Source organism: Silvibacterium sp., assembly GCF_047605705.1.
In the GTDB taxonomy this organism is placed as follows: domain Bacteria; phylum Acidobacteriota; class Terriglobia; order Terriglobales; family Acidobacteriaceae; genus Silvibacterium.
This window is the reverse complement of the sequence record NZ_JASGFD010000003.1, coordinates 38,375-54,083: the sequence shown is the minus strand read 5'-3', so window position 1 is coordinate 54,083 and position 15,709 is coordinate 38,375. Positions and strand designations below refer to the sequence as shown.

Sequence of the window (15,709 nt, the reverse complement as noted above, 5' to 3'; positions counted from 1 at the left end):
ACGCTACCTACTGCACGGGGGTGACTGGCGTGCGGTTGCCCAGCGGCTGGCCGTTGGTGCTGCTCAGCGCGACGACATCGCCCTGCTTGAGGCCGCTGCGGATCTCAACCTGGGTCAGGTTGATGTTGCCGGGGATGACGATGACGCGATGGAGGATACCCTTGTCTACGCGGAAGACGTAGTCCTGGCCAGCCTCGGTGTGCAGGGCTTCGCGCGGAATATAAAGTGCGTCGCTCTCGTTTGCCGTGGTGACGGTGATGCGCACGTTGGTAGCAGGGAGCAGGTTGCCGTCCGCGTCCGTGAGCGTTACGAGTACTTCACCCACGTTGCGGGTGCCGTAGGTGATGATCGTGGATGGCACGCGTGAGACGGAGCCATGCCAGATCTCACTGGGGCGCGCATCCCAGGCGATGGTGATAGGCTGACCAACCTTCAGCTTGCCGATCTCCGGCTCATCGAAATAACCGCGTACCTGCATCTTTTCGAGATCGGCCATCTGCAGCAGACGATCACCCTGCTGGACGTATTCAGTACGGGAGACGGGCAGGGCATACACCGTGCCGTCAAAGGGAGCATGCACGTGCGCCTGATTCAGGCTGTCGAGCGCGGCGGCGTAGCCCGCCTGTGCCTCTTCGAGCGTGCTCTTTGAACGGCCGACGTCGCCGGAGCTGTAGCGGTTGGTCTTGCGCTGTTGCGTCGAAGCGAGCGACTGATCCGCGGCGGCAAGACGATCTTTTGCGCTGCTCACTTCATTGGCGGAAGCGGCGCCGGTAAGCTGGAGCTTCTCAAGCGTAGCCAGGCTGCGCGCTGCCTGATCGCGATCCATCTGCGCTTTGGCAAGATCGCTGTTCAGTGAGAGGCGCTCTTCCTGTGTGCCGCCGGCGAGGGTGTCGCTATAGCCGGACTGCGCGGCACGCAGCGTGGCAAGAGCGGCGGCGACGTGCGCGCGCGCATCGGAGTCGTCCAGTTCGAGCAGCAGTTGGCCTGCCTTCACCTTCTCGCCTTCATGCACGTACAGCGCCTTGACGACGCCAGGGAAGGGGGCGTGCGCTTCAAAGTTGACCTGGGGCTCGACCTTGCCATTGGTGGAGGTCGTGCTGCGAAGCTCGCCGCGCTCGGCCTCCGCGACACGGATGGGCACCTTGGTGCGCGTCAGCATATGGACGCCGTAAAAGATCAGCAGCAGGGCAATGGCAGTCGCCAGCCAAATCCAACGGGTATTTCGCGATTTACTCTTCGTAACCATGCGTGGGTGAAAACCACCTCAAAACCTTGTAAGTATATAAGACTCCTGAAGATGGGAGTGGGCGTCAAAAAATATGCGACTGTGTGATGTCTGACACAGTTCCGGACCACCGGGAACGACAGAAAGCAGAAGCTCGCTCCGTCGGGTTTGCGTCGAGATCTTCTACAATCGGGGTATGAGCACATCCAATACCCAGCGCACCGGCTACACCGACGACCACGCCAGCGCAGGTCTCGACTTCGCGTTTCCTCCGATCGACACCTGGCCGAACCAATTCCCGGCCTATGAGATCCTGATCGACGATCCGGAGTTCACCTCGGTGTGCCCCAAGACCAGCCTGCCGGATTTTGGCGTCATCAAGCTGCGCTACATGCCCCGCGAACGCTGCCTTGAGCTCAAGTCGTGGAAGGAATATCTCTTCTGCTACCGCAATCTGGGCATCTTTCAGGAAAACGTCGTGAACCAGATCCTCGAAGATGTGGTGAAGGCGTGCGACCCGGTCTGGGCAGTTGTGACCGGTGATTTTCGTCCGCGTGGCGGCATCTCGACCATCGTCGAGGCTCGCTGGCCCCGGCCCAAAATCGAAGAATAGTCTTCAGCAGGATCACAACAAAGACGCGGCCGGTTCGAACGGGCCGCGTTTCTTTGTCAGGACTCAACCTAGATTCACGGTTTCAGCTATCCTCTAGTTCATCGGAATGCCTGCAGCCACCCAAGCGAGCGCACGAATTCCTGCCGCGCGCACGGCAGGGCTTGCGCTGTTTCTTCTCACAGCGCTCAACCTCTTAAATTTCATCGACCGTTACATCTTGCCGGGTGTGCAGCCGCTGGTGCAGCGGGAGTTCGGCGTAAACGACGCGAAGATGGGGCTGCTGACTTCGGCGTTCTTCTTCACATACATGCTTGCCGCACCGCTGACGGGGTGGCTCGGGGACCGTTTTCGCCGCAAACCCCTGATCATCATCAGTGCTCTGCTATGGAGCGTGGCTACGCTCTACACGGCGAAGGTCCATAGCTATGAGACGCTGCTGCTGCGGCATGCCCTGGTGGGCGTCGGTGAGGCGACCTTCAGCATCTTCGCGCCGTCGCTTCTGGCGGACTTCTATCCGGAGACGGCACGCAATCGCGTGCTCAGCATCTTCTACCTGACGATTCCGATCGGCGGCGCGCTGGGTTATCTCACCGGCGGAATCGTGGGAGATCATTACGGGTGGCGCGCACCGTTTTATGTGGCGGCATTGCCGGGTGTGCTCATCGCCATTGCATTCTTCTTTTTGAAGGAGCCGAAGCAGGGCAGTGCGGATCGCCTGCAGGCGACAGAGAATCGCGCCACGCTGCGCGGGCTGCGGCAGAATCCGTCCTTCTGGACGGCAACGCTCGGGCTCGCTGCATGGACGTTCGCGGTCGGCGCTCTCTCTACGTTTCTGCCGACTTTCTTTCATCGCTTCGCGGGCATGAGTGTTGGGCAGGCTGGGACCGTTGCAGGCGCAGTGACTGTGGTAGACGGCCTTGTTGGAACGGCTGTGGGTGGATGGCTTGCGCAGCGATGGATGCGGCGAAATCATCGCGCGCTCTATCTCGTTTCGGGATGGGGTTCGCTGCTCTCGATCCCTTTTGTGGCGCTGGTGCTCTTCGGACCATTGAAGCTGCTGATTCCGGCGGCCTTCGCGGCAGAGTTCTTCCTGTTTCTTGGCAATGGGCCGCTGAATGCAGCGATTGTGAACTCGGTTGCAGCGCCGATCCGCGCCACGGCGATTTCGCTGAACCTTTTTCTTATTCACGCGCTGGGTGATGCTTCCTCGCCTCATCTGGTCGGGCTGCTGTCGGACAGGTTCAATCTGCGCGTGGGACTGAGCATCACGGTTGTGGCGCTCTTTATTTCAGGGATCATTTTGTTTTCAGGGGCGCGCTTTGCGATGCCGCTTGAGGAAGAGAAATAGAACGACGATGCACGTAGCCCTGCTGTCAGTGGACTGGCTGATTGCGCTGTTGTGGGTGGTTTCGACGCTGCAGGCGCTGCGGAACCTGCCCCGAATCCCCGATCTGCTGGATGCGCGGTTCGGTCTGCCGCGCGAAAAGAGCGAGACGCCGGAGATCTCGGTGATCGTACCGGCGAAAAATGAAGAAGAAGCGGTCGAAGCTGCGCTGCGCACATTGCTGGCGGTCGAGGGGCTGACGATCGAGATCGTCGCAGTGAACGATCGCTCGACCGATGCGACCGGCGCGATCATGGATCGCGTGGCGGCCGAGGCAACGGCAGCCGGCCGCCTGATGCGCGTTGTGCATATCGAAGCATTGCCTGAAGGCTGGATGGGCAAGACGCATGCGATGGCTTGTGCCGCGCGGCAAGCCTCGGGACGATGGCTGCTCTTTACGGATGCGGACATCTTCTACACGCCCGACTCGCTGCTCCGTGCTGTGAACTTCGCGGAAGGGCGCGTGGCCAAGGAGCATGAGGCCGATCATCTCGTCGTATTTCCGACGTTGATTCTGAAGTCGTTCGGCGAACGTATGATGATTGCCGTTTTTCAAGGCATCGCTGCGCTTTCGTCGCGTTTCTGGAAGATCCCCGATCCGAAGGCGAAGGAGTCGATCGGCGTGGGCGCCTTCAACATGGTGCGCGCCGATGTGTATCGCGCGATGGGTGGCTTTGAGGCGCTGAGGCTTGAGGTGCTTGAGGATCTGCGCTTTGGCGTCGAGGTAAAGCGGCAGGGATACCGTCAGCGCGTGGCCTTCGGCAAGGGCATGGTGCGAGTGCGCTGGGCTGTGGGACTCGCCGGCATGGTCCGCAACATCACGAAGAATTTCTTCGCGGTCTTCCGCTTTACCGTATGGATCACTGTACTGGCGTGCGCAGGCATGACGGCATTTTGCGTAGGACCATTTGCGGCAGCGTCGTTAGGGCACGCGCTGGTCTGGCCGGCAGTGACGGTTCTGCTGATGCTGTTCCTGCTTTATCGCTATTACCGCCGCTATACCGGTATCGCCACGTGGTACTGCGTGACCTTCCCCATCGGGCTGTGCGTGATGGTCTATTCCATTCTGCGCTCAATGGTTGTTACGCTCTCGCGCGGCGGAGTCCAGTGGCGCGGCACCTTCTATCCCCTGGCAGAGTTGAAGAAGCATGCGGGGCCGGTGCGCTAAGTAGTCAGCTGCCAGCCCACGCATGATGCAAGCCTTCAGGGCAGGATGTTTTCCTTCGCCTTCTTCTCGCAGAGCAACATCGTCGAGCGGCCTTCGACCTTGATGCGCGTGCGGGTATGCACCGTTTTGAACGGATTGGCGAGGTCGTTGGTGTTCATGGTGACGCGCCAGCGGCCACCGGCGGGCGGCCGCGGAAGAGCGAAGCTCACGGCCTCGTGATGCGCATTGAAGAGGATCAGGAAGGTGTCGTCGCTCACCTGGTTGCCGAGCTCGTCAGTGGCCTCGAGTGTTTGCCCGTTGAGCAGCATACCGAAGCTGCGAATCCAGCCGGCATTCCACGCGGCCTCGCTCAGCTCCTTGCCGTTCGTGCCGTACCAGGCGATATCGGCGGAGTGGTGAATGGCGCGGCCCTGGAAGAACTTTCTGCGACGCAGGTTCGGATGCGTCTTGCGCATCTCGATGAGCCGGCAGACGAATGCCACCATCGCCTCTTTTTCCTCTGTGGGGGACCAGTCATACCAGCTGATGGGATTGTCCTGGCAGTAGGCGTTGTTGTTGCCGCCCTGCGTGCGGCAGATCTCATCCCCGCCGGAGATCATGGGTACGCCCTGTGACAGAAGAAGCGTCGCCATGAGGTTGCGCATCTGCCGCTGTCGCGCGTAGCAGATCCCCTCGTCATGAGTCTCGCCCTCAGCGCCCATGTTCCAGGAGTTGTTGTCGTTCGCGCCGTCCTGATTGTTCTCGCCGTTGGCCTCGTTGTGCTTGTCGTTGTAGCTGACGAGGTCATGCAGAGTGAAGCCGTCATGCGCGGTGATGAAGTTGATGCTCGCATAGGGGCGGCGGCCATCGTGCTGATACAGGTCGCTCGATCCTGTGAGGCGATAGCCGAGGTCGGAGAGTTGGCCGTCGTCGCCCTTCCAGTAACGCCGCACTGTGTCACGATATTTGCCGTTCCACTCCGCCCACAGGATCGGGAAGTTGCCGACCTGGTAGCCGCCCTCGCCTACGTCCCATGGCTCTGCGATGAGCTTGACGTCGGCGAGCGTCGGATCCTGGTGAATGATATCGAAGAAGCCGCTGAGGCGATCGACGTCATGCAACTCGCGCGCGAGAGTGGCGGCAAGATCGAAGCGGAAGCCATCGACATGCATCTCGGTGACCCAGTAACGGAGCGAGTCCATGATGAGCTTGAGCACCTGTGGATGGCGCACATTGAGGCTGTTGCCGGTGCCGGTGTAGTCCATGTAATAGCGCGGATTGTCGGCGACAAGGCGATAGTAGGTCGCGTTGTCGATGCCACGCATGGAGAGCATCGGCCCAAGATGATTGCCTTCCGCAGTGTGGTTATAGACCACGTCGAGGATGACCTCGATGCCCTCGCGATGCAGAGCCTTGACCATGGCCTTAAACTCGGAGACCTGGTTGCCGTCTTCTCCAGTTGCGGCATAGCGGCCAGCGGGCGCGAGATAGCTGAGGGTGTTGTAGCCCCAGTAATTGGTGAGGCCCTTCTCGACGAGGTGGCTGTCGTTGACGAAGTGATGCACCGGCATCAGTTCGATGGCCGTGACTCCAAGCTTCTTCAGGTGGCGCAGGCTGGCAGGCGATGCAAGCCCGGCATAGGTGCCGCGCAGTTGTTCGGGGACCTCGGGGTTTTGAATGCTGAAGCCGCGCACATGGGTCTCATAGATCACTGAGTCCGCGAGCGGCGTGCGCAGCGGGTGGTCATGCTCCCAGTCGAAGTAAGGATTGACTACGATGCATTTCGGCACGCCTGCGGCGCTGTCGCGCTCATCGCGATTGAGATCGGCGTCCTCTCCTCCGAACTGATAAGGGAAGATCGGTTGGCTCCAGTCGACGCGGCCGGAGATGGCCTGCGCATAAGGGTCCACGAGAAGCTTTGCGGGATTGAAGCGCTGTCCCTGCTCGGGATTCCATGGGCCGTGAACGCGATAGCCGTAGCGCTGGCCCGGATGCACGCCGGGGATATAGCAGTGCCATACGAACGCTGTGGTCTCGCGCAGTTCCAGGCGATGGGTCTGCTCGTCGTTCTCGTTGAAGAGACAAAGCTCGACGCCGGTGGCGTTTTCCGAGAAGAGAGCGAAGTTAACCCCGGTGCCATCCCACTTTGCGCCAAGCGGGTAAGGCTTCCCGGGTAGAAGCTTGAGTTCCATCGAACGTCCTCGCGATCCTCTGAGACGGTATTTTCTCGTTCAGAGGCACGCGGGGACAGGAACGTTGCTTGTGTCTTCGCTCAGGCGGTGACTTGTAACAACGGCGTGCTGGCGATCTCGACAGGCGGTGCGGCGAAGGGCAGAAAGATGCGGAATACGGTGCCCCCGTTCTGCGCGGCATGCGAGCGCAGCGAAATGCGGCCTCCGTGCTTTTCTACGATGCCGCGGCTTACCCAGAGGCCGAGACCGGTGCCGGTGATGCCCTTGGTGGAGTAGAACGGCTCAAAAAGATGGGCGCGCGTGGCCGCGTCGATGCCGGTGCCGGTGTCGGCAATGGTGAAGGAGAAACCTTCCCGGCCGGTCGCCCAGTCGCGGCTGACTGCAGTGCGTAGAACGAGGCGGCCCCCGCTGGAGGCCATCGCATCGATCGCGTTGCCGAGCAGGTTGGCCATGACCTGGCGAATCTCGCCGTCATGCACCACGACCGGAGGCAGCTGGCCGTATTCGCGCTCGATCTGGATGCACTGTGAACGGAGGCGGCCTTCATAGAGAGCGACGACGGTTTCGAGCAGCTCGTGCAGGTCGGTTTCAATGGGCTTGGTGCTTTGGCGATAGAAGCGTAGCGTCTGGGTGGTGATGTGGACGACGCGGTTCAACTCGCGTTGCGCAAGATCGAGGAAGGTACGGGCCTGCTCGTCGAACTGCATCTGGCCAAGGAGATAGAGGCAGTTCGTCACCGCTTCGAGCGGGTTATTGATTTCGTGCGCGATGGAGGCTGCGAGCCTGCCTGCCGCCGCCAGCTTCTCGGTGCGGCGAAGGACTTCCTGGCTTCGGCGCTGCTCGGTAAGGTCCACAAGAAAAGCGGCGATCTGCGGGGCGCTGTCCTGTGATCCGGGATTGAGCTCGGCCGAACCCACAAGAACAGGGACGCGCGCTCCTGAGGCGTTGATGCATTCCACTTCCGCGGGCTCGCTGGTCTTGGATGGACCAACCGCGCAGGGAAGCCCGATGCCGGAGGTTCCGAAGATGCGCGAAAGTGTTACCGCGCCACTGGCGATTTCCGCCTGCGAGTAGCCGAGCAGGTTCTCGATGCCCTGGTTCGCGTAAGTGATGCGGCCATCGATATCGCTGATCAGCAGAGCGAGAGGCATCGCCTCGACGAGGCGATGGAAACGTTCTTCCATCGAGCGAAGAGCGGACTCTGTCTGGCGGCGGGCCCGGCGGGCTTCCGCTTCCTTCACCTCGCGCTCGATCGCAGGGACAAGGCGTGCGAGGTTCTGCTTCGCGATGTAATCGTGAGCGCCGGCGCGCATGGCAGAGACCGCTGTCTCTTCGTCGACAGCGCCGGACATCATGATGAAAGGAATATCGTGCCCGGTGGACTTGAGTAGGGTAAGAGCGGCGGGCGCACTGAACGTGGGCAGATGATAGTCGGCGAGGATGACATTCCAGGCAGACTCGGCGCTGAGCGCCTCGCGCATGTCTTCGCCTGTTTCGACCCGGCGCACGAAAACGCTATAGCCAGCGCGGCGCAGATGACGCTCGAGGATGAAAGCGTCATCTGCATTGTCCTCAACGAGGAGGACGCGTAATGGGGTGCCGTTTAGTTGCTGAGAGGTGGGCATTCGTTCAATACCAGCCAGTACATGCCTAACTGCCGGGTAGCTTCCGCAAATTCGTTGAAATTGACAGGCTTGCGGATATAGCTGTTGACGCCAAGACGATAGCTGCGCACGATGTCGCTTTCTTCGTCCGAGGAGGTGAGAATCACAACGGGCAGCATTCGTGTCTTGTCGCTTTCGCGGATGCGGCGCAGAACTTCGAGGCCGTCGATCTTCGGCAGCTTGAGGTCGAGCAGGATGACCTGCGGTGCGGACTGCAGCGAGTCGGGGTCAGAGCCGAAAAGAATGCGGATGGCTTCCTCACCGTCCCGTGCGACCCGGATTTCATTCGCGATATTGGATTTGCGCAGCGCGCGAATGGTTAATACTTCGTGGTCGGGGTCGTCTTCGACGAGGAGGATGGTTTTCAAAGGCTCTGGCATGGCACCTCTATCTTAAAGTAAAGCAGAAGGTTGCGCCTTCATTCAGTTGCGCTTCGGCACGCATGGAGCCATGGTGGCGGCGGATGACGCGGGCGACGGTGGCGAGGCCAATGCCCGAACCTTTGAAGTCCTTGTCGCCATGGAGACGCTGGAAGGCGACAAAAAGTTTATTCGCGTACTGCATATCGAAGCCGGCGCCGTTATCACGGACGTAATACTCGTCGGATTCGGGGAAATATCCGACCTCGATGACGGCTTCCGGCTTGCGAGCGGTGAACTTGACGGCGTTGCCGATGAGGTTTTCCAGCGCGACGCGCAGCAGCCTCGGGTCGGCGTTGACGTCCATCCCCGGCTGAATGTGGAAGTCCAGGGAGCGTTCGGAATTCTGGGACGCCAGCTCACGGGCTACATCGTCCGCCAGCTCACTCAGGCTGAAGTCTTCACGGCTGATCTCGGCGCGCGTAATGCGCGAGAGCTGGAGCAGGGAATCGATGAGCTGTCCCATGCGCTGTACGCCGGTGCGGATGCGGCGGATGAAGTCGCGGCCTTCTTCATTGAGCGACTCTAGGAAGTCCTCTTCGAGCGCGAGGCTGAAGCCATCGACCGAGCGAAGCGGGGCACGGAGATCGTGGGAAACCGAGTAGCTGAATGCTTCGAGCTCGCGATTCGTTGCCTCGAGCTCGGCGGTACGGACGCGCACACGGTCTTCAAGCTCTGAGTTGAGAGTAGTGACCTCGGCGGCCAAGGCTTCGGCCTGTTCGCGGGCCGTGCGTTCCGCCTCATAAGCCCGGGCTCGGTCGATCGCGAGGCCGATGCGGTCAGCGGCGAGGACAAGAAGCTGCTCATCCTGCGAGGTGAAGAATCCCGTTTTGTGGGTGCCTGCAAGAAGCAGGGCGCGAACTTCACCGGCTACGATGACCGGCGCCACCAGAACAGCCGCCATATTTGCGCTGAGGCCGGTGAGCGGGATGGCCTTGGACTCAGCGCCCTGCGCGACAACGAGGCGTTTTTCCGAGCCGGCGCGATAGAGCGGGCCGGCGGGGTCGAGCCGCACCTTGCGGCCAGGACGAACGGGGACACCGTCGCCATGCACGACTTCGATTTCGCCATCGTGCCAGTTACAAATCACGACGCCGTCCGCCTGGAGCACGGCACGCAGGCGGCCGGTAAGTGCTGTGGTCAGCTCGCTGCTGTCCAGGCGGTTCAGGCCAGTGTCGCTGATCGACTGGAGCTTTTCGAGGCGCTCTGCAGCGAGGTCCGCGCGTTGGCGCAGGCCGCGTTCGCGGGTCAGCAGCCAGAAGGCCAGGCCGATCATTGCGACATCGAAGATGCTGGCGAAGAGAACTGTCCAGATGGCCTGCCGACGGGCCGTCGAGGAGCGCGAGGTGCGCTGCTGGAGCAGGCTCTTCTCTTCCGACTGCATGGCGTCGATCAGCTGGCGCATGTGGTCCATCTCGGCCTTGCCGGTGCCGCTCAGAACCATCAGCTGAAGGGGAGTGGCATCGCCGCTGCGTTTGCCTTCGATTCCATCTTCGAGAAGCTGGAGGCGGCTTTCCGTGACCGCGCGCAATTCTGTAATGTTGCGCTGCTGAACAGGGTTATCGATGGTGAGTTGCTGGGCCTGGTCGATGGCTGCCGGAAGATCGTGGCGAGCCTGAGTGTAGGGCTCGAGGTAGGTGTCATCCCCGGTGAGCAGAAAACCGCGGCTGCCGGTCTCCGCATCCTTTGCGGAGCTGATGACGCGCTCCAGTTGCTGAATGACCTCCCAGGTATGTGCGACCCAGTACTCGCTCTCGTTCAGGACCTGGATGGAGCGCAGTGCAAACCATGAGTTGGCGCAGATAATGACGAGGACAAGAAGGAGACCGGCCGTCAGAAGCGGTTCGCGGGTACGAGCAGAAGCAAGGGCAGAGAGAGGATCCCGCATAGGGGAATCAGGACGGTCGTAAGGGGCGGACACCGACTTGCGTAGCTCCGGATTTATGGAAGAACAGGGGCTTTGATGTAGCAGACGGCAAAAAGGCTGTCTGCGCCAGGCGCAATGTTTTTATCGGCATTTAAAATTGAGATATATGTCATCTCTCGCTGGAAAGAAAGCGCTGGTAACCGGCGCTGCAAAGAGAATTGGGCGCAGCATCGCGCTGGCTTTGGCGTCTGAAGGCGCCGATGTGGTGATCACTTACCGTGAATCGTCAGATGTGGCGGCGCGGACGGTGGAAGAGCTTCAGGAAAAAGGTGTCCGCGCGAGCGCGGTGCATGCCGATCTTCGGAAGCCCGAAAGCATCCGGCAGGCCGTAAAGGACGCTGCAGAGTTTCTCGGTGGTCTGGATGTGCTGGTGAACAACGCCGGCCGATTCGAGACCGCGGCGATCGAGAACATCAGTGTGGAGCAGTGGGATGCGATGTTCGAGACGAACACCCGTGGCCCTTTTCTGGCAGCGCAGGCTGCGCATCCGTACCTGAAGGCGGCGCGCGGACGGATCGTCAACATCGGTTCGCTGGGCGGGATTCATCCCTGGCCTACGCACGCGCACTACTGCACATCGAAGGCGGCGCTGCACATGCTGACGCAGACAATGTCGAAGGCCTTTGCGCCTGAGATCAGCGTGAACTGCGTCGCACCGGGAATGATTGTGAACGGGGAAGTCTCAGCCGAGTACGAGCACTTCGCAAAGAAAACGCCGATGCAGCGCAACGGCTCTCCGCAGGAAGTGGCGGCAGCGGTGGTGTTCTTTGCTTCGGGCCCGCATTTCATCACCGGCCAACTGCTTGGCGTGGACGGCGGTCTCGGGCTTTAGTCGGAACTGGCGCGCGGCTGGGGTCAGCCGCGCGAAAACAGCCTGCCGAAGAAGCCTTTCCTGGCTTCAGGGCGTCCACCATCATCCTCGCCGATGTCGAGAGACCGTGGCTGGCGAGGCAGATCCTCCCCATAGAAAACCGCGCGCGGGTTGGCGACGCAAAGGCGTTCGGCGGTCTCCTTACCATAGCGCTTCTCAAGCACTTCGTAACCTTCGCTGAGCTTTGGCGGACGTGAGGTGAGGTTGTGTGCGTCGGTCGCCAGGAAGTGGACCCAGTTCTTCTCAAGAAACTGGTGTGAGAGCGACTGCGCAGTCTTGCCGAAGCGACCGGTGAGCGAAGATGACGTCAACTGCACCAGCGCGCCCTCGCGGATCCAATCCTTCATGCGCTCGGGATTGCGCTGGATCACGGCGTTGCGCTCGGGGTGAGTGATGATCGGCCGCTGACCCGCGATGGTGAGCTCATAAAAGACTTCCGTGATGTTCTGCGGAATCATGAAGTCGTTGAACTCAACCAGCAGGTATTTCTTCTGATTGATGGTGTACCGGCTGCGGTTCTTAAGCGCGTCTTCGATGTTGTCGTAAGAAAGATGGAAGTCGCAGCCGAGTCCGAGGGTGATCCGGTCACCGAGACGCTCTCGCAATGCCTCAAGCCGTTCCTGGTTGAGCTCCGGCTTGTACTCGTAGCGGCCGCTCGCATGGGGCGTGCAGACGACATGGGTGATGCCGTCTGCAATTGCCGCCTCTGCCATGGCTACCGAAGTCTCGATGTCGGGCGAGCCGTCATCGAGACCGAAGAGCAGGTGGTGATGGATATCGATCATGGATGCAATCCCTGCGCGAGTGGCCGGTTCCGGTTAGCGGGTCGCTGCCGTCTGTCCGGCGAGCGAGGAGACGAGGGACTGGAAAATCCTGAAACCATCGGCCGAGCCGAGCAAGGCTTCGCTCGAGCGATCGGGATGGGGCATCATGCCAAGAACATTACGGCCCTCGCTGAGGATGCCTGCAATGTTATCGAGCGAGCCATTGGGGTTTGCGTCGCGGGTGATCTCGCCTTCAGGGGTGGCATAGCGGAAGGCCACGCGATCCTGGTCGCGGAGCTGCGCGAGCGTTGCATCGTCGCAGAAGTAGTTGCCTTCCATGTGACCGATGGGAATCTTGACCACGTCGCCCTTGTTCAACTGGTGCGTAAACGGCGTCTCGGTCGTCTCGGTACGCAGGTAAACCTGCTTGCAGATGTACTTGAGGCCGGCATTGCGCATGAGCGCGCCGGGCAGCAGACCGGATTCGCAGAGGATCTGGAAGCCGTTGCAGATGCCGAGAACCAGGCCGCCGTCGGCGGCGAACTTCTTTACCGACTGCATGACGGGCGAGAAACGGGCGATAGCGCCGGTGCGGAGGTAGTCGCCGTAGGCGAAACCGCCGGGGACGAGGATGGCGTCGCAGTTCTCGAGGCTGGAGGAATCATGCCAGAGGAACGTAACCGGCTGATGGGCGAGCTCGGAGATGACGTGATACGTGTCATGGTCACAATTGGAGCCGGGGAAGACAAGAACACCGATTTTCATACACATATAGGCTAGCAGGGCTGCATCTGGAATGGGGCGGCAAAATTGCACGGGCGGCTTCGGACAGGCTTGTCTGTGCTTGCGCGGCTCCGCTAGAGTGGTGCGCCGTGGCAAATCTGCAGACATTGAACGACATTTTCTTCCTGCTCACCGCCGGCGAGCGGGCGCGGGTGATGCTGACTCCGGTCGCTGAAGCGGGCGGGAGCCTCAAGTGGGAACCCATTACGAGCGGGCAGGTGTACCAGCGTGTCCGCAGGCTGGCGCGGGTGCTGCACGACTGGGGCATATCCAAAGGGGACCGGGTCGCGATTCTGGCGGAAAATCGCTGGGAATGGGCTGTCGTGGATTTCGCGGCGCTCGCAATCGGGGCGATTGACGTGCCGATCTATCCCACCTTGCACGCGGAGCAGACGGCAACGCTTCTGGCGGACTCCGGTGCGACCGTGGCATTTGTCTCGTCTCGCGCGCAGTACGAAAAAGTAGCCGCAATTCGTGGTGAGACGTCCATCGAGCGCATCGTGGTGATGGACAACGTTGGGACGCCGGACGGCATTCCGCTAGCTACGCTCCTCGAAGGCGCGGACATCGTGACAGGCCGCGATGCGGAGTTCGATCGTCATGCCTACGACGTGCAGCCTGACGATGTGGCAACCCTGATCTACACCTCAGGCACTACGGGGGAGTCAAAAGGCGTGGCGCTGACGCACGGCAATATCGCCTCGAATCTGAACGAGTCGCTGCTGGGCTTCGAGATTGGCGAGAACGACAGCTGTGTCTCCTTTCTGCCGCTCTCCCACATCACGGCACGGCATCTCGATTACGCGATCTACACAAAGCTGGCGACCGTGGCCTACTGCGCGGCCTTCGAGCAGCTGCCTTCTGCACTGGCCGAGGTGCGGCCGACCGTCATGGTCGCCGTGCCGCGGGTCTACGAAAAAGTCAGGCAGGAAGTCGAGCGCAAAGCCGGGTTGTCACCGGCGAAAAAACGCATCTTCGACTGGGCGGTAAGAACCGGAAGCAGGCACAAGCCCGAGATCGCACGCGGCCAGGCGCCGGGTGCGATCGGCTGGAAGCTGGCGCGCAAGCTTGTCTACAGCAAAGTGACGGACTTTTTCGGAGGCCGTGTGCGCTATTTCATTTCGGGCGGCGCCCCTCTCGGAAAGGACACGGCAGAGTGGTTTGCCTCGGTTGGGATTCGTGTTCTGGAAGGCTACGGGCTGACGGAGACCTCGCCGGTGCTGGCGATTAACACGCCGTCTGCCTACCGCATGGGCTCGGTGGGGAAGGCGTTGCCACAGGTGCAGTACCGCTTCGCCGAGGACGGAGAGCTTCTGGTGAAAGGTCCGAATGTCTTCTCCGGTTACTGGAAGCGTGCGCCGCATGAGGAAGAGAGCTTCGACGCCGAAGGTTGGTTTCGCACCGGAGATATTGGAAACGCGGATGTGGATGGTTTTCTTTACATCACCGACCGTAAGAAGGAGCTGCTGAAGACTTCAGGCGGGAAGCTGATCGCGCCTCAGCCGATCGAGAACCGGTTGAAGTCGCACCTGCTTGTAGGCGGCGCTGCGCTGGTGGGCGACCGGCACAAGTTCGCGGCTGCTTTGATCTCTCCAAACTTCGCTGCGCTGGAGGCTTGGGCGCGGACGGAAGGCATCACGGCGATGACGCGCAGGGAACTGCTGAGTGATGCGCGAGTGGCCGCGCGCTACCAGGCGATTATCGACGAGGTGAATGCGGGGCTCTCGAATTACGAAAGCATCAAGCGCTTCCGACTTGTTCTAACTGAGTGGGCGATTGACTCCGGCGAATTGACCCCGAGTATGAAGCTAAAGCGCCGTGTCATCGCGGAGAAATACGCTTCAGAGATCGAAGCGTTTTATGCGGATGAGTCGACTGCCCATCGCTAGAGCCTGTATTTTGTATCGCTTGTGGCGTACAAAGGTACCCATCGTCATGGAGGACCGCACGTGAAGATTGCTGCGATCATCGCAAGGATTCTGCTGGGACTGGCCTTCGTGGTTTTTGGCTTGAATGTGTTTTTCCACTTCCTGCCGGGTTCGAATATGGTGCCGCCCGGTGCTGCCGGTGAGTTTGTGACGGTGTTAAGTCAGTCACATTACATGCAGATTGTCGCGGCGTTGCAGGTGCTGGGCGGCATTCTGCTGCTGACCGGTTTCTTCGTGCCGCTCGGGCTGCTCATCTTTGGTCCGATTCTGGTGAACATCCTGCTCTTTCATCTTTTCCTGTTCCATACCGGGATCCAGATGGGCCTGCTCTGCACCGTACTTTGGCTGGTGGTTTTTGCGTATTACCGGACGAAATTTGCCGGTATTTTCGAGCGTTGAGAAGGGTCTAAAAAAAGGGTGACTCGGACGTCATTTTGTGATTTGGGCTATACTAAGGGTACGCTCGTACCCGAGTGGGTAACACCGGTTGTAATGCCCTTCAAAGCACTGCCTGCCGATACACCTTCCTCGAAATCTTCAAGCGCAAATCAACACCAAAGGAACACCCCAAATGGAACAGGGTATCGTTAAGTGGTTCAATGACGCCAAGGGCTTCGGATTCATCACCCGCGACGTCAACAACGAAGACATCTTCGTGCATTTCTCGGCCATCAATTCGAACGGCTTCCGCAGCCTGCAGCAGGCGCAGCGTGTGCAGTTCAACGTGGTGAGCGGCCCCAAGGGCCTGCAGGCCGAGAACGTCCAGGCGATCTAACTCGTCTCCGGTCGATT

The 15,709-nt window shown here is 60.4% G+C and carries 14 protein-coding genes; 7 read left to right on the top strand and 7 right to left on the bottom strand.

The genetic code is table 11. The features are described from left to right. Positions 1 to 7: 7 nt before the first annotated feature. Entirely contained in the window at positions 8 to 1,246 is a 1,239-nt protein-coding gene (locus QM649_RS01665) for an efflux RND transporter periplasmic adaptor subunit (protein ID WP_415197264.1), read from the bottom strand. A gap of 175 nt (positions 1,247 to 1,421) precedes the next feature. On the opposite strand from QM649_RS01665, the gene queF reads away from it, so the two are divergent. The 3 genes from queF to QM649_RS01650 all read left to right on the top strand — a co-directional run bounded on the left by queF (position 1,422) and on the right by QM649_RS01650 (position 4,390). Then, entirely contained in the window at positions 1,422 to 1,838 is a 417-nt protein-coding gene (queF, locus tag QM649_RS01660) for a preQ(1) synthase (protein ID WP_415197263.1), read from the top strand. Positions 1,839 to 1,944: 106 nt separating this feature from the next. Beyond that, the gene (locus QM649_RS01655) at positions 1,945 to 3,186 is read left to right on the top strand and encodes a spinster family MFS transporter (protein WP_415197262.1); all 1,242 of its coding nucleotides are present in this window, start codon (positions 1,945 to 1,947) and stop codon (positions 3,184 to 3,186) included. Between the two features lie 7 nt (positions 3,187 to 3,193). Beyond that, the gene (locus QM649_RS01650) at positions 3,194 to 4,390 is read left to right on the top strand and encodes a glycosyltransferase (RefSeq protein ID WP_415197261.1); all 1,197 of its coding nucleotides are present in this window, start codon (positions 3,194 to 3,196) and stop codon (positions 4,388 to 4,390) included. Positions 4,391 to 4,425: 35 nt separating this feature from the next. On the opposite strand, the gene glgX is transcribed toward QM649_RS01650, so the two are convergent. The 4 genes from glgX to QM649_RS01630 form a co-directional block, all read right to left on the bottom strand. After that, positions 4,426 to 6,561: a glycogen debranching protein GlgX gene (glgX, locus tag QM649_RS01645; protein WP_415197260.1), complete on the bottom strand. Its 2,136-nt coding sequence runs from the start codon at positions 6,559 to 6,561 to the stop codon at positions 4,426 to 4,428. Between the two features lie 80 nt (positions 6,562 to 6,641). Next, entirely contained in the window at positions 6,642 to 8,186 is a 1,545-nt protein-coding gene (locus QM649_RS01640) for an ATP-binding protein (protein ID WP_415197259.1), read from the bottom strand. Continuing rightward, the gene (locus QM649_RS01635; RefSeq protein ID WP_415197258.1) at positions 8,165 to 8,605 is read right to left on the bottom strand and encodes a response regulator; all 441 of its coding nucleotides are present in this window, start codon (positions 8,603 to 8,605) and stop codon (positions 8,165 to 8,167) included. Before QM649_RS01635 ends, QM649_RS01640 begins: the two co-directional genes overlap by 22 nt. A gap of 7 nt (positions 8,606 to 8,612) precedes the next feature. Then, positions 8,613 to 10,532 carry a CHASE3 domain-containing protein gene (locus QM649_RS01630; protein ID WP_415197257.1) on the bottom strand — a complete coding sequence of 640 codons (1,920 nt, stop codon included), beginning with the start codon at positions 10,530 to 10,532 and terminating at the stop codon, positions 8,613 to 8,615. A gap of 145 nt (positions 10,533 to 10,677) precedes the next feature. On the opposite strand from QM649_RS01630, the gene QM649_RS01625 reads away from it, so the two are divergent. Further along, on the top strand, positions 10,678 to 11,403 hold the full coding sequence (locus QM649_RS01625) for an SDR family NAD(P)-dependent oxidoreductase (protein WP_415197256.1): 726 nt from the start codon (positions 10,678 to 10,680) through the stop codon (positions 11,401 to 11,403). 23 nt (positions 11,404 to 11,426) lie between these two features. Here the strand turns inward: QM649_RS01625 and QM649_RS01620 are convergent, their stop codons facing one another. After that, entirely contained in the window at positions 11,427 to 12,227 is an 801-nt protein-coding gene (locus QM649_RS01620; protein ID WP_415197255.1) for a tyrosine-protein phosphatase, read from the bottom strand. Between the two features lie 33 nt (positions 12,228 to 12,260). Continuing rightward, positions 12,261 to 12,971 (bottom strand): phosphoribosylformylglycinamidine synthase subunit PurQ, encoded by a 711-nt coding sequence (gene purQ / locus QM649_RS01615; protein ID WP_415197254.1) that lies wholly within the window; start codon positions 12,969 to 12,971, stop codon positions 12,261 to 12,263. Positions 12,972 to 13,078: 107 nt separating this feature from the next. Here purQ and QM649_RS01610 point away from each other — a divergent pair, with 107 nt between their 5' ends. From QM649_RS01610 to QM649_RS01600, 3 genes are all read left to right on the top strand, one after another. Further along, entirely contained in the window at positions 13,079 to 14,878 is a 1,800-nt protein-coding gene (locus QM649_RS01610; protein ID WP_415197253.1) for an AMP-dependent synthetase/ligase, read from the top strand. 60 nt (positions 14,879 to 14,938) lie between these two features. After that, positions 14,939 to 15,316 carry a DoxX family membrane protein gene (locus QM649_RS01605; protein WP_415197252.1) on the top strand — a complete coding sequence of 126 codons (378 nt, stop codon included), beginning with the start codon at positions 14,939 to 14,941 and terminating at the stop codon, positions 15,314 to 15,316. A 172-nt stretch (positions 15,317 to 15,488) separates the two neighbouring features. Further along, positions 15,489 to 15,692 (top strand): cold-shock protein, encoded by a 204-nt coding sequence (locus QM649_RS01600; RefSeq protein WP_415197251.1) that lies wholly within the window; start codon positions 15,489 to 15,491, stop codon positions 15,690 to 15,692. Positions 15,693 to 15,709: the final 17 nt, after the last annotated feature.